The organism is Clostridium sp. UBA5119 (assembly GCF_002414285.1).
Taxonomy (GTDB): domain Bacteria; phylum Bacillota; class Clostridia; order Clostridiales; family Clostridiaceae; genus Clostridium_J; species Clostridium_J sulfidigenes.
This window is the reverse complement of sequence record NZ_DHYX01000050.1, coordinates 71,595-90,572: the sequence shown is the minus strand read 5'-3', so window position 1 is coordinate 90,572 and position 18,978 is coordinate 71,595. Positions and strand designations below refer to the sequence as shown.

Annotated in this window: 19 protein-coding genes; 5 read left to right on the top strand and 14 right to left on the bottom strand. The window is 28.7% G+C overall.

The genetic code is table 11. From position 1 onward, the window contains the following. Nucleotides 1-104: 104 nt before the first annotated feature. From B2671_RS07680 to B2671_RS07655, 6 genes are all read right to left on the bottom strand, one after another. Nucleotides 105-1,160 (bottom strand): spermidine/putrescine ABC transporter substrate-binding protein, encoded by a 1,056-nt coding sequence (locus tag B2671_RS07680; RefSeq protein ID WP_346869879.1) that lies wholly within the window; start codon nucleotides 1,158-1,160, stop codon nucleotides 105-107. Nucleotides 1,161-1,551: 391 nt separating this feature from the next. Continuing rightward, on the bottom strand, nucleotides 1,552-1,782 hold the full coding sequence (locus tag B2671_RS17685) for an NUDIX domain-containing protein (RefSeq protein ID WP_422653227.1): 231 nt from the start codon (nucleotides 1,780-1,782) through the stop codon (nucleotides 1,552-1,554). A 396-nt stretch (nucleotides 1,783-2,178) separates the two neighbouring features. Continuing rightward, nucleotides 2,179-2,772 (bottom strand): hypothetical protein, encoded by a 594-nt coding sequence (locus B2671_RS07670; RefSeq protein ID WP_346869877.1) that lies wholly within the window; start codon nucleotides 2,770-2,772, stop codon nucleotides 2,179-2,181. A gap of 34 nt (nucleotides 2,773-2,806) precedes the next feature. Beyond that, entirely contained in the window at nucleotides 2,807-3,724 is a 918-nt protein-coding gene (locus B2671_RS07665; protein WP_346869876.1) for a restriction endonuclease, read from the bottom strand. Nucleotides 3,725-3,795: 71 nt separating this feature from the next. Next, the gene (locus tag B2671_RS07660) at nucleotides 3,796-5,382 is read right to left on the bottom strand and encodes a recombinase family protein (RefSeq protein WP_414632624.1); all 1,587 of its coding nucleotides are present in this window, start codon (nucleotides 5,380-5,382) and stop codon (nucleotides 3,796-3,798) included. Then, complete coding sequence (locus B2671_RS07655) at nucleotides 5,360-5,686, bottom strand: hypothetical protein (protein WP_346869874.1); 327 nt, start codon at nucleotides 5,684-5,686, stop codon at nucleotides 5,360-5,362. Before B2671_RS07655 ends, B2671_RS07660 begins: the two co-directional genes overlap by 23 nt. 195 nt (nucleotides 5,687-5,881) lie before the next feature. Here B2671_RS07655 and B2671_RS07650 point away from each other — a divergent pair, with 195 nt between their 5' ends. Continuing rightward, nucleotides 5,882-6,934, top strand: a complete 1,053-nt coding sequence (locus B2671_RS07650; RefSeq protein WP_346869873.1) for an HNH endonuclease — start codon at nucleotides 5,882-5,884, stop codon at nucleotides 6,932-6,934. Between the two features lie 23 nt (nucleotides 6,935-6,957). Here the strand turns inward: B2671_RS07650 and dcm are convergent, their stop codons facing one another. Together dcm and rlmH are read right to left on the bottom strand one after the other, a co-directional pair. Then, entirely contained in the window at nucleotides 6,958-8,715 is a 1,758-nt protein-coding gene (dcm, locus tag B2671_RS07645; RefSeq protein WP_346869872.1) for a DNA (cytosine-5-)-methyltransferase, read from the bottom strand. 236 nt (nucleotides 8,716-8,951) lie between these two features. Next, nucleotides 8,952-9,431, bottom strand: coding sequence for a 23S rRNA (pseudouridine(1915)-N(3))-methyltransferase RlmH (gene rlmH, locus B2671_RS07640; protein ID WP_346869871.1), 480 nt, complete (start codon nucleotides 9,429-9,431; stop codon nucleotides 8,952-8,954). A gap of 285 nt (nucleotides 9,432-9,716) precedes the next feature. Between rlmH and B2671_RS07635 the strand changes: the two genes are divergently transcribed. Further along, nucleotides 9,717-10,574 (top strand): fused DSP-PTPase phosphatase/NAD kinase-like protein, encoded by an 858-nt coding sequence (locus tag B2671_RS07635; protein ID WP_346869870.1) that lies wholly within the window; start codon nucleotides 9,717-9,719, stop codon nucleotides 10,572-10,574. Nucleotides 10,575-10,699: 125 nt separating this feature from the next. On the opposite strand, the gene B2671_RS07630 is transcribed toward B2671_RS07635, so the two are convergent. The 6 genes from B2671_RS07630 to B2671_RS07605 all read right to left on the bottom strand — a co-directional run bounded on the left by B2671_RS07630 (nucleotide 10,700) and on the right by B2671_RS07605 (nucleotide 16,490). Next, a complete protein-coding gene (locus B2671_RS07630) occupies nucleotides 10,700-12,034 on the bottom strand; it encodes an FAD-dependent oxidoreductase (protein ID WP_346869869.1) in 1,335 nt (444 codons plus the stop codon). A gap of 313 nt (nucleotides 12,035-12,347) precedes the next feature. Then, a complete protein-coding gene (locus B2671_RS07625) occupies nucleotides 12,348-12,989 on the bottom strand; it encodes a lactate utilization protein (RefSeq protein WP_346869868.1) in 642 nt (213 codons plus the stop codon). Nucleotides 12,990-13,114: 125 nt separating this feature from the next. Further along, the gene (locus B2671_RS07620) at nucleotides 13,115-13,612 is read right to left on the bottom strand and encodes an SEC-C metal-binding domain-containing protein (protein WP_346869867.1); all 498 of its coding nucleotides are present in this window, start codon (nucleotides 13,610-13,612) and stop codon (nucleotides 13,115-13,117) included. An 83-nt stretch (nucleotides 13,613-13,695) separates the two neighbouring features. Then, nucleotides 13,696-14,286: a GerMN domain-containing protein gene (locus B2671_RS07615; RefSeq protein WP_346869866.1), complete on the bottom strand. Its 591-nt coding sequence runs from the start codon at nucleotides 14,284-14,286 to the stop codon at nucleotides 13,696-13,698. 121 nt (nucleotides 14,287-14,407) lie between these two features. Next, nucleotides 14,408-15,193 (bottom strand): MBL fold metallo-hydrolase, encoded by a 786-nt coding sequence (locus B2671_RS07610; RefSeq protein WP_346869865.1) that lies wholly within the window; start codon nucleotides 15,191-15,193, stop codon nucleotides 14,408-14,410. 40 nt (nucleotides 15,194-15,233) lie between these two features. Continuing rightward, nucleotides 15,234-16,490 (bottom strand): UDP-N-acetylglucosamine 1-carboxyvinyltransferase, encoded by a 1,257-nt coding sequence (locus tag B2671_RS07605; protein ID WP_346869864.1) that lies wholly within the window; start codon nucleotides 16,488-16,490, stop codon nucleotides 15,234-15,236. A gap of 340 nt (nucleotides 16,491-16,830) precedes the next feature. Between B2671_RS07605 and B2671_RS07600 the strand changes: the two genes are divergently transcribed. The 3 genes from B2671_RS07600 (at nucleotide 16,831) to B2671_RS07590 (ending at nucleotide 18,947) form a co-directional block, all read left to right on the top strand. Then, nucleotides 16,831-17,379, top strand: coding sequence for a hypothetical protein (locus tag B2671_RS07600; RefSeq protein WP_346869863.1), 549 nt, complete (start codon nucleotides 16,831-16,833; stop codon nucleotides 17,377-17,379). Between the two features lie 133 nt (nucleotides 17,380-17,512). Further along, nucleotides 17,513-17,944: a DMT family transporter gene (locus B2671_RS07595; protein ID WP_346869862.1), complete on the top strand. Its 432-nt coding sequence runs from the start codon at nucleotides 17,513-17,515 to the stop codon at nucleotides 17,942-17,944. A gap of 112 nt (nucleotides 17,945-18,056) precedes the next feature. Beyond that, entirely contained in the window at nucleotides 18,057-18,947 is an 891-nt protein-coding gene (locus tag B2671_RS07590; protein ID WP_150844353.1) for a selenium metabolism-associated LysR family transcriptional regulator, read from the top strand. Nucleotides 18,948-18,978: the final 31 nt, after the last annotated feature.

Sequence of the window (18,978 nt, the reverse complement as noted above, 5' to 3'; positions counted from 1 at the left end):
TATCTATTTTGCGAAAGCCCCATTTTTATTATAGAATAAATAGGTTTGTATAAACACAATTTTATCTACTCTTTTTTATTTCTATATAATACTATATATGATTTCTAATTACTTGATTTTATGCGTATCCATGCATCATCATATACCTTTTTCACATTACTAGGAAAATCCACATAGATTTCACATCTATCCATTATTTCTTTAGTCATATATGCATTAGGATTATTTCTAACTTCCTCTGGTTGCTCAAGTCTTGCTTCTTTATTAGGAGTTGTATACCCTATTTCATCAGCTATTCTTAATGCACTTTCCTTATCACTTACAAAGTTTATGAACTTCTCAGCTCCATCAACATTTTTAGCATTATGAGGTATGCATAAGCTATCAATCCAGAAGTTTGCCCCTTCCTTAGGTACTACATAAACTAAATTAGGGTATTCAGCTTGAAGATTTAATCCCTCTCCAGACCAAATCATGTTTATAGCAGACTCTCCTGCTGGAATCATTACAGTTCCATTATCAACCCCATATATCGGATTAACTAATTTCCTTTGATTTAATAGTAGCTCTTTAGCTTCTTCAATTTCTTTTGGATCAGTTGAATTTAAAGAATATCCAAGTTTCTTTAAAGCTACTCCTATGGTGTCTCTATAGGTATCAAACATAAAAATCTTATCTTTATACTTTTCATTCCATAATATATCAAAGCTATCCACTTCTTCTTTTACTACATCTTTATTATAAATAAGTCCTACTGTTCCAAACATATAAGGAACTGAATATTTATTACCTGGATCTATTTCTAGATTTAAATAGGCTTCATCCATTTGAGATATATTAGGTATATTATCTTTATTTAATTCTTGAACAAACTTATTTTTTATCATTCTAGGCATTAAAACATCAGATACTAATATAACATCATAGTTCACACCGCCCTGACTAATTTTTTGATACATAGTTTCCATATCATCAAAGGTTTCTACATTAACCTTTATGCCATATTCCTTCTCAAATTCTTTTACAGTCTCTTCATCTATATTTTCACCATAATTGAAAAAGCTTATTTCTTTAGAAGAATCTTTACTACAACCTGCAAAAACCACCAACATTATTAAAAGACATGTTGATAGACTCAATAATTTAAATAATTTTCTCATACTACACTTCCTTCCACATGATTTTATATATTATTAAAATCCCAAATATTCTTTCGGATTATAACATTATTTTAAATATATGTCTAATTGCATAGTATTTATTATAGGATATAATTCTCTAAAGAATTAAAAACCAAGGACAATATAATTTTTTATTGTCCTTGGTTTCATGATAGTTCTAGCCATATCCTATAAATATTATTATATAGCTAAAACAAAATATTGGAATGCTCTAAGTTATAGGGTATGCACATTTTCATTTATGGCACCGTATTTCTTTCGAGTATCAAAAAATAGTTGTATCAAACTCTGATAATAGGGTATAAATTCACCACTATCTATCATTGAAAATATCTCTTCTTTAGAAGCCCACTTCACTTTCTGAACTTCTTCATACTGCAATGATAGTTCNNATTAAATAAATATCATCAAATCCATTGTTAAAGTTCATGGTAATATGAGGTCTAATATTTTTAAAATCTACTCTTAATCCAATTTCTTCAAACAATTCTCTTTCAGCTGCTGATTGACTTGTATCACCTTTTATAGCACTTCCACCTACTGTTATATCCCACATATTTGACCACCCTTCTTTGAAAGGTTGTCTCTGTTGAATTAGCATTTTACCATCTGAATTAAAAACACATACATGAACAACTAAATGATAATTATTTTTTTCAATCGGTTCACCTCGAACCATAGTTTCATTTGTTTTATTTCGATTAATATCATATACATCCCAAAGCTCCATATTCATACCTCCTCAAGTACATATATTATATTTACTGATAAACTTATTGTATTTCATTACTTATATTACAGTATTTTCACGTATAATAACAGACCTAGTCAAGCCATATCAATGCCTAAGGCTATAAACTGTACTTGGTCTTAAAGGAAACTCAACTCACTTCGTTCGCTGAGTAAGTTCGCCTAACTAAATCAAAGATTTAGAGGCTTGCTTATGGTATAGTTCTCCGTATCACCTCTAAGTGAGATCTTTATATTATATCTAATTTTACTTCCATACAATTTTCTCTAAATTTATCAATAGATTATACCATTCTCTAATATCTTCCCAAATTATTCTATCATTATCTGATATTTGTTTGGTACATTGATTATCAAAACAATATTTACCAAGTTTTATTTCCCATAGTAATTCTCCTTGTCTTGAATTTGAATTATATTTATATAAACGCCATACTAATGCATTTGTATAAATTAGATTTCCAAATGTTTTTAATTCACCAAAAAACTGTTCTCCCTTATTCCTTATCTCTAAATCTAAGTTTAAATATACAGCCTTTACTTCAATTGAACCCAAAATCTTGTTTTTATCACTTTTTGAATAGCTGTAACTTGAATCCATTATCAAAAAATCAGAAGCACCATATTCATTTTCACTAATTTTATACATTCTATCTTTTTGATTTTGATGGTTATACACACCCTGAATGTTAGATACATCCCTTATTGAGATATTTTTACTATTATCTCTTTCACGAATAATGGATGAAACAATCGAGTATAGCTCACATTCCAAAGGATTTTGCTTGATTATAAGTTCAATTTCCCTCTTAAAGTCCTGAAAACTATTTGCTAACGACATTTTTAAATTCTCCTTAATTATAAACATATTATTTTTATTCTTCAATAAAATAATCTGTATCTATTCTTTTAACCTCATATATTATTTCTGTTGATACTCCAACATTAAATTCAATCATATATTGTGCTAACTGCATACCATCAATCAAAACTATATTTTTTGTATTTATAGCCTTAACATACGCTCTAGCTTCTTTAGAAAATGTTGAAGTTGTTATGAAAATCCCCTTACTTGCTCCTGGAGTATCTAATGCACCAGAAAATTTTTGAATTTCAGGTCTCCCAACTACTGTATCCTTCCACCTTTTCGCTTGAATATATATACTATCTAAACCAAGTCTATCTTCATTAATTATTCCATCTATACCTTCATCACCTGTTTTCTTAGTTGCTCTTCCTGCCTCTTCTCTTGAACCACCATATCCCATCTTAATCAATAACTCTATTACCAATTTCTCAAAGAATTCAAATGAACATGAGTTGATTTTTTCTAATATTTCATCTGCTAATGAGGTCTTTAAATCTTCAAAAGCATTTGCAATTTCTTCTGATGGTGTTTTTTCATTTAATGCTACTTCATTATTTTCATTATGATTTTGATCTCTATTACTTGAACTTACAAATTCATAAAAACTATCATATCTTAATAAATCTTTAGATTTTAACTGCTTTGGATTTTGTTGCAACAATTCTAATCCTAATTTAGTAATCCTAACCAAACCCCTTTTAGGTGCCTCTACTAGTCCAGCTTTCTTCATATAAGTTTTCGCCCAATTTACTCTATCATAAAATACTCTCTTTTTACCACTTGGAAAGCATAAGTTCATTTCTTCTTCTGTAATATTCAATTTTCTAGCCAATATCTCAATACATTCATTATTAGTATAGATCTCATTACTTCTTAACACTTCTAATAATGGAAGCATTATTCTTTCATATGTTGGTATTGCCATATACTATCTCTCCCCATAGTTTTTTTAAATTTATCTATTTAAATTCCATAAGATAATTATACCATTTTAACTTATATAGCAATCTCTAAATTTAAAGTATTTATTCCAATATTTCTTAAAATAAAACAAGAAGGAGTACCCTTCTTAGATACTCCTTCTTGTTTACTTATATACTCTATTAAATTATCATTTATTTTTAACTTTATTGAATCTATTTCTCTTAGTCTGTTAATGGTTATTTCTGATATTATCATGTGAATTAATAATTTCTTTTCTTCCCTACTACCACTCTTTTCAAGAAGCATACTAAAGTTTTCTAGTACACTCTTTATTAATTCATAGGGTACTTGTTGCTCAGTATCTTCGCTTATCGCTACTGTGTAAGGTTCTTTTTCTTCTAGTAATCTTTGTATTTTTTCGTTTAATTCTTCCTTCCTACTGAAGAACTCTTCTTTAGAGATTAACTCATCCTCATATGCTTCAAATATTTTTCCCTTCTTTTTGTCTAACTTTTCTAGTTCTTTATCTATTCTTTGAGTTTCCTTTTTAGCAGGGGCAACTCTAGTTTTTCTTTGTTTATTTATATTAGCTACAATAGCCTTTATCATCGTCTCATTAGATAACAGTTCCGATAGCTTTTCAAAAACATACTCATTTGCTTTCTCTACATTTATTGCATTACTATTACATACTGCTGTTCCTTTATTCTTCCATGCTCCACAAGCATAGTATGTTGCTTTAGTTCCGTCTTTTCTCTTCTTACCATTTCTCATTATTACCATTCCAGCACCACACACTGGACATTTTAATATTCCTGTTAATGGATACTCACCGTCATAGATTCTTGAAGGCTTACCCTTCTTTTCTTCCATTATAGCTTGTACCCTATCCCATGTATCCATATCAATTATAGCTTCATGTATTCCATCTACTATTATTGGTTCTGGATTAATATTACGTCTTCTATTCTCACTCCATTCTTGTCTTAAGTTATATCTTATCTTACCTATGTATACTGGATTAGTAAGTATATCTTTAATTGAACCTACTGAAAAATCATTTCCCTTCTTAGTCTTATATCCTAAGTAATTAAGTTTAGTAGTTATAGCTTTATATCCTTTTCCTTCATTAGCATACATACTGAATATTAGTNNACCTAAAACTCTATTTCCACACCAAAGCCCCTGTCTAGCTCTTGCACACATTCCCATCTTAACATTCTGTGCTATGGTACCTCTTTCGAATTCCCCTATAAGTGCCATCATCTGAAATTGCATTTTACCTGCTGGGGTATCTGTTTCAAAAGGCTCTGAGTAAGATTTAAATGTAATGTTATTCTTTTCAAAGGTATCTATAATCTTTAATACATCTGCAAGTTTACGACTAATACGGTTAATCTTCCATGAAATTACCATATCAAAATTCTTGTCTTCAGCATCCTTTAGCAATTCTTTTAGTGCAGGTCGATGTTTAATGTCCTTACCACTAATACCTCTATCCGAATAACACTTATAAACCTCGTAGTTATTCCTTCTACAATAATCCATCAGCAATCTTTCTTGTTCATCAATACTGTAACCTTCTTCTGCCTGTTCTAATGTAGAAACCCTAGTGTATATTGCTATTATCTTCTTTCTATTCAATTGTAATCCCTCCATTTACGATTAATAATAGATGGGGAGCCACTTCTGTCTCTAACAAATTTAATTTTGTCATTATACTTTCGTAAAACTTATTTTCTTTAGCATATTTAATTGCCACTTCATAAATTAATTCAAATATATTATCTGTTATGCTATAGTAAAGATCATAATTAATAGCACCAAAGAAATATTTTACTGCATCCTCATATGTCATTCGCGGTATTTCTTCTAAATCACAATTTTCATCTATATAATAACCATTTCTATCATTCCATTGAAGAAAATCTATTATTTTTATTCGGTTATTCTTCTTATTCATATCTATTTATGCCTCCATTTTAACTATCTCATACTTTTAAGTATGATAAACTCCATTATTTTAACCCGATTTTCTCGGGGTATAAATTACCTTTTCCTCTCAGTTAATCGTTTTCTTAAATATTTTTTTATTTTTATTACAAATTATTGACTTTTATCCTGGAACTATAGTATCATTATTCCAGGAGGTGTTGTTATGAACACAATAAATATATTAAATGTCCCATACCAAATACTTGGTATAATGTCAACAAATATTTCCGACAGTTTCGTTGATACTTCTATAAAAACTGGTGGTGGAAATGGAGAAACTCGTTTATACATTTCAAATCAAAATTCTTCTGCTAATGGTAGATTTTTCGAATTTGATATGTCTAATACTATTCCTGTAGTAAATCTAAAAAATGTGACTAGCCATTACCATCCTTGCATATTCAAAGCTTTTTTCCTTAAGGACAACCTTATTAAATATATGCAAGATGCCTATTCTGATTATATGAATCCCAAGTATTCTTTTAATCAAAATATTACTACACAATTTCAATATAAATTAAATGAAATATATTCTTATCCAAATGATATACTTGATTTCACGATTCATAAACAAGATGGCAACATGGATATGGAAAGATTTTATATAGGTTCTGGAAATCCTATTTGGCACAAAGTTAGAACATATGCCCTACCTTTTGTGTCAAAATATATAATATATAAAGTTCAAAATCAATTAACTGGAGAAGTATGCTATTTCTTTCAAGTGGTTCATCAATCTAATAAAACAAATGAAGTATATACCTTAGAGATGTCTGATACTCTGTTATTAGACTCAATACAAAATAGTTCTTATATTCCAGTTACAGAAAAAGAAACCTTAATAAAATCAAGAATTGGACAAGGTATATTTAGAGAACGTTGCCTGTCAATACTTAACCATTGTCCATTTACAAATGTCACAAATCCATCTGTATTAAGAGCTAGTCATATAATTCCTTGGAGTAGATGTTCAAGTAATGAAGACAGATTAAATGGTTTTAATGGATTAACTTTATCTCCATTTTTTGATGTACTTTTTGATAAAGGACTAATCTCATTTCAAAATAATGGTCAAGTATTAATATCTACACAAATTACTCCAGACATTGTCCATGCTCTAAATCTTACTCCATCAATCGTAGTTAACTTGAATAATATGAATGGTGAAAGAAATAGATTTTTAGAATATCATAGAGAAAATATATTTCTAAAATGAAAAGAATAGCTTACGACAATAAGCTATTCTCCACTAATCATACTAAATGATACTTGTTTATCAACTATATTATATTCATTGCTGGGTTTAGTATCAAGCCCAGCTTTGTATTTATAGCAATCACCTGTTAAAATATTCGGTAAAACTTTTATTACCTCACTCACAATTGCTATTAAAACATCTACAACAATTGAATTTCCTGCTTGCTGATATGCTTGTGTGTCTGATACCACTATTTTAAAGCTATCGCAAAATCCCATTAAACGCAAGCATTCTCTTGGAGTCAATTTTCTTATTCTACCATCTGTAGTTACATAGTTATCAACTCCAGCTCTATGCATTTTGTGCATTGTAGTTAGTAGTGGTCTTGCTACATCCAAATCTATTTCAGGCTTAGAATAAAAGTTTTTAGTACCACTAGCTAATACATACTTCCTGACCTTTTCAGATAAGAAATATTTTTCTAAATCATGCATAGTTTTTTCCTTATCTTTATTTTCTTCTTCAAATACAAAATCCCCATGCCAATTGAATTGTTGATTTTTCTTTTGACATAATTGTATATCCCCATCAATTTGAGTCCATTTCTTTTGAAGATTCTTATTATCAGTTACAAAAGCAACTCCCTTTTTATTTAAATAATACTTTCCAGAAACCTTATCTAGAAGATAGTCTTTCATTATCTTATTTAATTCAACTTTTTTAGGTTCTTCAAATTCTTTTTCCACTTCTAAATCATTTCTGAACCCTACAACAAATATACGTTCTCTATTTTGTGCTACACCATAATCTTTACTATTAAGAACCATAAGCTTCCATGTATACCCTAATTCATCAAAAATTCCGCTCATAGTTTTCCATGTTCTTCCACTATCATTGCTTAACACAGCTTTCACATTTTCATATATGAAAACTTTAGGTTGTATCTCTTTTACTAGTCTCGCATATTCATAGAATAATGTACCTCTTGTATCTCCAAGTCCTCTTTGCTTTCCAACCATTGAAAATGATTGACACGGACTTCCGCCTACAAATAAATCAACATTATTTCGATATTGATAACCATCTATAAATGATACATTCCAATGAAAATTTTCATCTTCAATCTTATAGTTAGCAAAATAACTTTGCTTTACAAAATTAGATTTTTCTTTTCCCCCATATAGATTATCAACATATTTCTTTTTATCAGAATATTCCTTTATCTTTTCCAAATCACTATGAATATGTAGTGTTTCTATTTTTTCGTCCAACATATTTAATTGAGTTACTAATTCCCTTAATTCTTTTACTATAAGTTTAGAATCATAATTTAATTCATCTGCTTCTTTATCAAATACTTCTGAATCTTTCTTTAACAATTCCATTATTACAGCTTTATCTATATTGCTTATAATATTCCCTTCATATTTATCATATATTTTATTTATTTCTTTTTTTACTTTTTCGTTCTTCACATCATCTAATATTGACAAATCTAATTTTACATCTCTACATTGATTTTTTAACTCAATAACTTTATCATCTATTCTCTTTAAATGTTCCTCTAAATCAGTTAAATATTCATAATCATCTTCTACACTTATATGTATATCCTTTATAATATTTTTTAACCGCTTTATTTCATTACTTATTTCTATAAAATTAATACCTATATTTTTTTTAAATATATCTACATCTCCATTGTCAGATGCAAATATAATTTCATGCTCTATTCCCATCCTTTTTAGTGCATGTTCAATGGCTCCAATTCCGCTAAAAACTGTTGCAAGTTTTAACATATTTAATACACCGCCTTATTTTTGTCTAACTGATTTATTATATCATATTTAGACTATTATTAGTTATTATTTATTTATTCTCATTATATAGAACTTACGTTCTATTGTAAATCCCCTGCCTGTACTTTTTATCTATATACTAAAAATGAACCCTAATATTATTATCTTAAATAACACTAAGGTTTAATATGCTGAATATGATGTTTTTCATTATCCATTTTTAGTAAAAACCGCATTTACTTATGGTACGGTTCACCCTTTATTATCCTATATCCCCTATATATCTGTTCTAGAAGCATTACTCTGAACAATTGATGTGGAAAGGTCATTTTAGAAAAACATATTTTATAATTGGCTCTTTTTATAACTTGATCTGATAGGCCTAAGCTTCCTCCTATGATAAAAACTAAATTAGAGTTTCCTTCTAATCCACAGTTATCTATGAAATTTGCAAATTCTTCTGATGAAATTTGTTTTCCTTTTAAATCCATGGCTACAACATAAGCATTATCTTTAATTTTTGATAATATGCTTTGACCTTCTTTATCCTTTATTTGAAGTTCTTCCTTTTCTGATGCATTATCTGGTGTTTTCTCATCTTGAAGTTCCATTATTTCAAGCTTACAGTATCTTGATAATCTTTTAGAATATTCATCTATGGCATCTCTTAAATATTTTTCTTTTATTTTTCCTACAGTTATTAATGTTATATTCACTAAACTTCCTCCTAATTTTTTTAATTTAACTAATAAGTTCATAATACTATTAAGCAGTAAAACCTCTGAAACCCGCATGAACAGAACAAATAGTTAACTAGTTATATAGTTTCATAGTTAACTATTTTTTTAGTTTTATATTAATCTATTTGTATAGTTTTATATTAAAATATACTAGCACCACACTACACCAATAATACCTATATTTTACTATGAATAATTTAGAATGTCATAGGTAAAATTATAATAGATACTAATTAAATATTATATAGGTGGTGTCTAAATATGAAAAAATTTTTAAAGATTAATTTATTTGCTTTTTTAACTATAATTCTATCCTTTAATTATGTTGTATGTTATGCTACTCCTATTCCAGATGTAAAGTTAACAGTTGATTCTCCAACTGCTTTTGAATTACCAAAATATTTTAGAAAGAGCACAGATAAAATTACTCCTTCAGAAAATATAAATTTGTCTGGTCTAGATAAGCTTAATATTTCTGGTAGTGGTCAATTTTCTAAAACTGGAGTTCCTTTAATGAAGGAGTCTATAGGTAATGTGCCTATAACTATTGTTGACTTAAGAGAAGAATCCCATGGATTTATTGATGGTATTCCTGTAAGTTGGCAAAATGCTAACAACGATGCAAATAGAGGCTTAACAGTAAATGAAATCATTGCTGATGAAAACTCTAGATTAAAATCTATTCCACTTAATAAAGCTATTGCTTTAGAAGGCTTTAAAGATGTAATTATACCTTCAAAAGTTCAAAATGAAGCTGAGCAGTCTGAATCTTATTCATTATCTTATATTCGTATTCCTGTAACATATAAAAATTTACCTACAGAAGCTATGGTAAATTATTTTATGGAAGTTGTAAAAAATCAACCTGAGGGCAGTTGGCTTCATTTCCATGGAAATGAAGGACTTGAAAGAACTACGACTTTTATGATAATGTACGATATTATGAAAAATTGTAAAGAAGTTAATCTAAATGATATTATTACTCGCCAAGTCTTATTATCCAAAATGGATAAAAATACTAGTGATAAATTTTATTCAGGAGAAGTTTATGATTTTTTAAATAATTTTTATAATAATTGTAAGTCTAGTGAATCTAACTCTAATAAACAAATTTCATAGAAACTTTAACTGTTATCTCATTACTTTTATTAAATTTATCAAAGCAATCTATTTTACTATGAAAATAACTCACCATATTAATTATGATGAGTTATTTTGAAATTATATATAATATAACTTATATATTACTTTAGTGCTTTAATAGCTGCAGTATTTAATAAGCTCCATGGTTTATTAAAGTGTGGTTGGAAGAAGAAATCTGTCATTGCCAGTTCTTCTATGGTCATGTTATTTTGAATTACTACAGATAGGGTATTCATGTGTTGAGTTAAATCTTCATCAGAAATAATCTGTCCTCCAAGAATTCTTCTTGTTGCCTTGTCATAAACAAGCTTTATGGTTGCTTCCTTATAGGTTGGCATAAACTCTGGTCTATGATTTTCACTAACCATTACTGAGTCAATCTCCATAGATGTGGTTTTCTTAGCAACCTCTTCTGTTAACCCTGTCGATGCTATACATTTATCATATATCTTTATTCCTGAAGTGCCTTGGGTTCCCATATACTTAAGAGTTGGGTTTACTAGGTTTTTAGCAACTAAGGTTCCCATTCTTACAGCATTAGTTGCAAGAGGAATATATCTCTTATCCCTTGATGGATTATATTCTACAACACAGCAATCTCCAGCTGCAAATACATCTTTAACACTAGTTCTCATATATTCATCTATTATTATTGCTCCATTTGGAAGAGTGTCTAATTTTCCTTTTACTAAACTTGTACTTGGTATAAATCCTATGCAAAGTACTACTAAATCCGCTTCATGACTTCCTTTATCAGTTACTACCTTAGATACTATACCATTTTCTCCTTCAAACCTTTGAACTTTTTCACCTAAAGCTAGTTTTACTCCACGGTTTTTAAATTCATTCTCTGCTATTTCTGTAAATTCTTTATCAAGATACTTACTCATTATTCTGTCTTCTGCATCAATTAGGGTTACATTTTTACCTTTCATTTCAAAGGCTTCAGCAAGTTCTACTCCTATATATCCAGCTCCTACAACTGTTACATTCTTAGCATCAGCTGACTTCTCTATAATTGTTTTTGCATGACTATAATTTTTACATAGTAATATATTTTTTAGGTTTCTTCCTTCAAAATTAGGAACTATTGGCCACGATCCCAAGGTTAAAATTAATTTATCATATTTTTCTTTTACTATATCAGCAGTCTTTAAATTTGTAGCTGTGATTATTTTTTCATCCATATCAATATCAGTTACATCATAATTCATTCTCATGTTTATACCAAGGTTATTTAAATTTTCTGGGGAATTATAAAATAATTTTTCTGGTTCATTTACTACATTAGATACACTTAAAGCAATTCCACAAGAAAGGAAAGATATATTATCATTTCTCTCATAAACTGTAATCTCACTATCTGGGTAAAGTTGTTTTGCATTTACTACCGCTGCTGTTCCTGCGTGTGTACATCCTATTACTGCAATTTTCATAATACATGACCTCCTATAATTTACACCTTAATAAAATTTATTCTTACATATTTTTATATTATATTGCAAAAGTTATTTAATTATAATCTCGTAACAACGTTTGTTATTTAACAATCATTATCTAATAATATTTTACCTCAAATATCAATTTATTCAACCATGCTATTAGTATATATAGATAGATAAGCTTTCATTCTCTTAATCTTTCTTTAATTTTCATTATTTTTCATATAATTATAAAAAAAGTGCTTTAGCAAAATATTTTAGACTAACTTATTTTGCCAAAGCACTTACTCTAATATTCGTATTTTAATTAATATCCTAATTCCTCATTCAAGAAAATTACATGTATTCTATCCTTATTTCCCTGTCTTCTTATTATAGTATATTCATTGCATATTCTCTCTTCACTTGAACAATCCATACAATGTCCCACCTTTACACAAGGAGTAACTTTATTTAATCTTTTGCAATTTGCAGGTGCTGATACTCTTTCATTTCTCTTAATAGCTTCTTCAATATTCTCTACAATTTTATTTACTCCTGCTATAATTATTACTTTATCTGGACCATATAACATAGCTGCTACCCTATTTCCATTGCCATCTACATTGTATAACTCTCCTTTTTCTGTAATTGCATTAGTACTAGTAAAATATACGTCAGCAGAGAAAGTGTTTCTATATAATTTTTTCAAATCATCCTTACTTAAGCCATCCTCATATCTGTCTAGGAAATTATATTTTCCACTTCTTAAATAATCAATAACTCCAGTTTCAAATAGGCTCATTGAACCACCACAACTTACTGTATCACCATCATTGGTAAGTTCATTAATTTTCTCAGTGAGTTCTTCATGACTATTTACTAAATAGCCATTCATACCATTCTTTTTAAGTGAATTAATTGTACTATTAACCCTACTTTCCTTTAGCCATTTCATATTTTTATCCATAAACAATCCCCCTGTAAATTTATCATATAATTAATTATACCATAGCCATATATAGAATATCTTACAATAATACATATATAAAAAAACCCTAATGAATAAAAAATTCACTAGGGCTAATGTTTATATTATTTTCCGCAACATTTCTTGTACTTTTTACCACTTCCACAAGGACATGTATCATTTCTACCAATTTTAATTTCATTTATTACGGTTTTTGATTCTCTCCAAGTTTTTTGTATCTCTTTTCTTTTTTCTGGTGAGAATATTCTATCCCATTGTGACAATGTATATAGATAGTCTGCTTTAGAATCAAGCATATTGAAGTATAGTTTTTCATAATCTATTTTGAAGCTAACTTCTGAATCACTTTCTATAGCTTCAAGATCTAATTCTTTATCTATACTTTCATTTATTCCATCTAAGAATCCCATAAAGTAAATTTCATTAACGTCAAATTCTTTAACTAGTTCAGAGAACTTTCCACTAATAACACCGCCATCAATTGTTAAGGCTTTTGTATATATTGATTTTTCAACCTTTGCATACTCTTTCCAAAATGCAGGTTCTCCATTTTCCTTTACATACTCTACAACATAATTTGTCCAATTGCTATATATGCTCATGTTATTTTCTCCTTCTTTATAACAAAATTTGTTTATCTATTTTATTAATTATAATAAATTTTTATTTATCTTTCAATAATATCTTATTTCTGTATTTTTAAAGTAACTATTTCATCCTTAGTAAATGGTTTTGATATATTATAGTTTCCACCTAAACTTTCAACACCTTGATTATTTACTGTAATCATTATTTTACTCACAGATTTCAACTGACTCAAAGAATTTGATATAGACTTAAGTATTGTTACTTCTTGAACTTCAGACATTTGAAACATAGCTTCTGGGCTTAAATTAATATTTGCTATGCCATCCTTAATAGAAAAACTTAAAAGTCTTGTTTCCTTTGGTAAAATAGGCTTGCTTTTTTCACTAACTTTAGCTGGCCCTTTGATGAGTTCTTGCATGATCATCTCACCTATTAAATCTTCACTATTAATTAGTCTTTCTTCCTTTATAAGCTCAGACTTTTCAGCATCTCCTCCAAAATATAAAGTTATATCAATATAGCCATCATCCTCTGTAGCTCCTTTAGTATTTTCAAGTTTCTCTTTACTTATTATACTTGCCTTATCTTTCTTTATACTCATAGTTTTTGTAAGGTAAATTCCGCCTACAACTAGTGCTATTATAACTACTGTTATTGTTAATATTAAACTAAAGGTCTTCTTTTTCATTCTACACCTCCTATTTCTAACCAAACTTTTTATCCGATGACTACCCACTCTAATACTACATCTTCTTCAAAGTGGGAATAAAGAGTGGCTACGTCCCTGGATAACGNNCTAAGAACTCTGTTTATATTTCTGATAATATGCTATGCCTATCTCTATTGCACATTTTTAATTCTATATCTTTTTGTACGATAATATTATTTTCCCTTAATACACTTGCTACAGTTTCATAAGCAAGCTCTGGATAATTATTTGTTTTACTTAGATGCCCTAAGTATATAGTTTTATGATTTCCTTTTAAAACATCTACTATAGCTTTACCACAATCTTCATTGGATAAATGTCCTTTTGCACTTAGTATTCTTTGCTTTAACGGATATGGATACGGTCCAAATTTAACCATTTCTATATCATGATTACTCTCTATTAAAATCATATCACTATCTTCTAGTGCCATTTTTACTTCTATAGAAAAGTGACCTAAATCAGTAGCTATACAACATGATTTTTTAGAGCCATGTACTCTATAACCTCTAGGGCATGCTGCATCGTGAGGTATAGGAAAATTCTCTATGGTCAAATCATTAATTTCAGTAAACTTACCATCAATTATTTTTATATTCTTCTCCTTAATACTTCCAATTTTCCCATCCATGGCTTCCCAGGTGAGACTTGGTGCATATATAGGAATATCGTATTTCCTTGAAAATACTCCGGCCCCTTTAATGTGATCTGAATGTTCATGAGTAATAAATATACCATCTATAGAATTAGGATTTATACCTATATCCCCTAATTCTTTATCGATAGCCTTACCGGGCATTCCCACATCCACTAGAATGTTACTATTGTTTTCTGATACAAATATACTATTCCCACTGCTACCACTAAATAATGGGCAAAATTTCATAATTATCTCCTCAATCTAGTATCTAAAATACATATAAAACTTATATATTTACTCTTCTAATATCTGCACCTAAAGCTTTAAATTTTTCTTCTATATACAAATATCCTCTATCTATATGTTCAATGCCTTCAACTTCAGTTTTTCCTTGGGCTGAAAGACCTGCAATAACTAAAGCTGCACCTGCTCTTAAATCTGTTGCTTTAACATTAGCTCCAGATAAATTTTTAACTCCATCTATTATAGCTATTCTACCTTCTATTTTAACATTTGCACCCATCTTCTTTAACTCATCTATATGCTTAAATCTTGATTCATATATACTTTCATTTACAATGCTTCTACCTTGTGCCATAGTTAAAAGAGTACTCATTGGCTGTTGTACATCTGTTGGAAATCCTGGATATGGTAAAGTCTTTATATTTACACCTTTAAGGTTATTTCCACTTCTAACTATAACTTTATCCTCATCTTCTATAACTTCTATACCCATTTCCACAAGCTTTGCTGAAATAGATTCTAAGTGTTTTGGTATTACATTATTTAATGTAACATCTCCACCACAAGCTGCTGTTGCTATCATAAAGGTTCCAGCTTCAATTTGATCTGGTATAACTGAATAATTACATCCTGAAAGTTCCTCTACTCCATTAATCTTTATTACATCAGTTCCAGCACCTTTTACATTTGCTCCCATAGTATTTAGGAAATTGGCCACGTCTACTACATGTGGTTCTTTTGCTGCATTCTCTAAAACTGTGGTTCCTTCCGCAAGAACCGCTGCAAGCATGATATTTATTGTAGCTCCTACGCTAACTACATCAAAATATATAGTTGTTCCAACTAATTTTTCTGCAACCAAATTTACTGCACCATGTTCTATGGTAACTGTAGCTCCTAAGGCTTCAAATCCTTTGATATGCTGATCTATTGGTCTATCTCCAATAGGGCAGCCCCCTGGAAGTTCTACTCTAGCCTTTTTAAATCTAGATAATAATGATCCTAATAAGTAATAGGATGCTCTCATATTCCTTACTTCTGGGATTGTAGCATTGGTTGTTACTATATTTGTGCTATCAATTTTAATTGAATTACAACTTGATTCTACTTTACATCCTAAATATTCTAAAATAATTTCTAAACAATTTATATCTTCTATATTAGGAACATTTTCTATTGTACAAACTCCCTTAGATGCTAAAATTGCTGCTGGTAAAATTGCTACAGCTGCATTTTTTGCGCCATTAATATTTACATTTCCAAATAATGGATTGCCTCCATTTATAACTAATTTTTCCATACAGGTATCATCCTCACTATTTATATAATGTCCATACTTTACATATGTTAACTTAATTTCATGTCTATCTATATCTATGTCAATTAAACCTAATTTTTAAATGTTAAAATCTCATAATTATAATTATATCACAATGTTCGTATATTTTAATAAAAATTTTAAATTTATAAGTGTAATTTTTATTTTTAATTTTTATATCCATATAAAAGTAAAAATATAATTAACTATATATGTCTATTATAACCTATTATTATATGTTATAATACTGTTAATTGTAGCGTTAAAGTATTTTATAATGATATAATACTTTATAATAAAAATCTACATTCGGGAGGAAAAAATGAAATATTATTTAGTTGCATTGGTGGATGATAAATCTGTTGATGACATTATATCTATCCAAAAATTTTTAAATAAGAAATATAAGTTGTATAAAAACATATCTAATTTGTACATTCCTCTAGGTTCTGTGTCTAATACAGAGCTTGATAAATTAGATGAGATAATCTCAAAAATTTTATCTCCTTATAAAAAATTTAAAGTTGGAATTGATAATGACATTTTCATTAACGATACATCTAATACTGTAAACTTAAAAGTTAAAGATAAAGGATACATAAACAAGATATCTAGAAGCATGTTTGACATGCTTAATACTCATGGTATAAGTGTTAAAGATTTCTCAACACTATCCTATTTTAACATGCCTATTTCTAATGCTAACAATGCGATTAGAAAGGCTTATTCAAATAACTTATTTACCTTAGATGAAAGTAAAGATAAAACTGATTTGTTTAATTTTACTAAGATAAATAAAATCGAGATTTGGAAACAGCTTAACAATAGAAGAGATACCTTAGTTAAAAGTTATGATTTAAAAGAGTTTTAATATTAAAAACAATTTCTTTTCTATGATTTTAACTTTATAATTAATAAAATTAAGCGAAGATATACCCCTTAAATTTTAAATAATTATATCCATATTAGGGTAAGCTATCTTTAAAAGGATGGTGAAAGTTTTTATGTTGGGTATAATTTTCTCAATAATTGCAGGGGTAACTATGAGTGTTCAAGGTGTATTTAATACAGAACTTTCAAAAAAAATTGGACTATGGGAAACCACAGTATTAACTCAAGCTATTGCACTTATAACTGCCCTAATAGTGTTATTCTTTGCAGGTGACGGTACCTTTAGAAATTTAAAATATGCTAACAAACTTTACCTTTTAGCCGGAGTATTAGGTGCTGTTATTACGTTTACAGTAATTAAGGGTATGTCTAGTCTTGGTCCGGCTATAGCTGTAGCAACTATTCTTATTGCCCAACTTATTGCAGCTGCACTTATCAATCATTTTGGTTGGTTTGGCTCTACTGAAGCTGGATATGGAATACGAGAATGCATAGGTGTTGTCATAATGATAGCTGGAATTATAGTTTTTAAATGGAAAGGATAGCTTATATCTTTTCTATTTTTTCGTAAGGAGTTTTAACAGTTCTCAAATAGAAATCTTTTTTCATATAAATCGAATTATTAAATCTTAAATTATTATTAATAGGAGGTAGACTATGGATTTTAAACAATTAGAAGCATTTATTACAGTGTCTAAACTTAGAAGTTTTTCTAAGGCTGCAAATGCTATTTACCTATCTCAACCTACTATAAGTTCTCATATTTCTAGTTTAGAAAAAGAACTTAATATTCAATTATTTGATAGAACATCTAAGGAAGTTAATCTTACACCTGTAGGAGAATCTTTTCTACAATATGCTAATGATATTATAAATTTAAGGAATAATGCTATCACCGATTTATCTAATTTCAATAATAATATTACTGGTGTCTTAAACATTGCTGCTAGCACTACGCCATGCAATTCCTTACTACCTACTCTTGTTTCAACTTTTAGTGAACTCTACTCAAATGTTAAATTTAACATTAAAGAACAAGGTTCTGTATCTATAATTAAAGATATTATAGATCTTAAATGTGAAATTGGTTTAGTTGGTACGATCATAGATAATTCAAAAATAAATAGTTATAAGATAATGGAAGATGAACTTGTTATTGTTTCTAATCCTAAATTAAATTTACCTGAAACTATTTCTATTGATGATTTAATAAAATATCCTTTTATAATAAGAGAAAAAGAGTCTGCCACTCGACATACTTTAGAAGCTCAGCTTCATGCAAGCAAAATAGATCCTAAGAAATTAAAAGTTCTTTGTGAGGTAAATAGTGTACATGCTCAACTTAAACTTATTAATCTAGGATTAGGAATTTCTATAATTAGTAAAAGCCTATGTGATGATGGCTTTATTAGTGGTAACATGCGTATAAGCCGAGTAGAAAATGTAGACTTAAGAAGAGATCTCTTCTTAATAGTAAGTTCTAAAAGAACTCTTACTCCTATTGCAAGAGCATTTTTTTCTATGTGTAAGAACATATATAATTTATAAAACTTTAAAAGCTAAGATGAGAATATAAAAA

Bases quoted from the DNA above. Each gene is read 5' to 3' on its own strand.
- B2671_RS07680 (WP_346869879.1), bottom strand. From the start codon at position 1,160: ATGAGAAAATTATTTAAATTATTGAGTCTATCAACATGTCTTTTAATA.
- B2671_RS07670 (WP_346869877.1), bottom strand. From the start codon at position 2,772: ATGTCGTTAGCAAATAGTTTTCAGGACTTTAAGAGGGAAATTGAACTT.
- B2671_RS07665 (WP_346869876.1), bottom strand. From the start codon at position 3,724: ATGGCAATACCAACATATGAAAGAATAATGCTTCCATTATTAGAAGTG.
- B2671_RS07655 (WP_346869874.1), bottom strand. From the start codon at position 5,686: ATGAATAAGAAGAATAACCGAATAAAAATAATAGATTTTCTTCAATGG.
- B2671_RS07650 (WP_346869873.1), top strand. From the start codon at position 5,882: ATGAACACAATAAATATATTAAATGTCCCATACCAAATACTTGGTATA.
- dcm (WP_346869872.1), bottom strand. From the start codon at position 8,715: ATGTTAAAACTTGCAACAGTTTTTAGCGGAATTGGAGCCATTGAACAT.
- B2671_RS07635 (WP_346869870.1), top strand. From the start codon at position 9,717: ATGAAAAAATTTTTAAAGATTAATTTATTTGCTTTTTTAACTATAATT.
- B2671_RS07630 (WP_346869869.1), bottom strand. From the start codon at position 12,034: ATGAAAATTGCAGTAATAGGATGTACACACGCAGGAACAGCAGCGGTA.
- B2671_RS07625 (WP_346869868.1), bottom strand. From the start codon at position 12,989: ATGGATAAAAATATGAAATGGCTAAAGGAAAGTAGGGTTAATAGTACA.
- B2671_RS07620 (WP_346869867.1), bottom strand. From the start codon at position 13,612: ATGAGCATATATAGCAATTGGACAAATTATGTTGTAGAGTATGTAAAG.
- B2671_RS07615 (WP_346869866.1), bottom strand. From the start codon at position 14,286: ATGAAAAAGAAGACCTTTAGTTTAATATTAACAATAACAGTAGTTATA.
- B2671_RS07610 (WP_346869865.1), bottom strand. From the start codon at position 15,193: ATGAAATTTTGCCCATTATTTAGTGGTAGCAGTGGGAATAGTATATTT.
- B2671_RS07605 (WP_346869864.1), bottom strand. From the start codon at position 16,490: ATGGAAAAATTAGTTATAAATGGAGGCAATCCATTATTTGGAAATGTA.
- B2671_RS07600 (WP_346869863.1), top strand. From the start codon at position 16,831: ATGAAATATTATTTAGTTGCATTGGTGGATGATAAATCTGTTGATGAC.
- B2671_RS07595 (WP_346869862.1), top strand. From the start codon at position 17,513: ATGTTGGGTATAATTTTCTCAATAATTGCAGGGGTAACTATGAGTGTT.
- B2671_RS07590 (WP_150844353.1), top strand. From the start codon at position 18,057: ATGGATTTTAAACAATTAGAAGCATTTATTACAGTGTCTAAACTTAGA.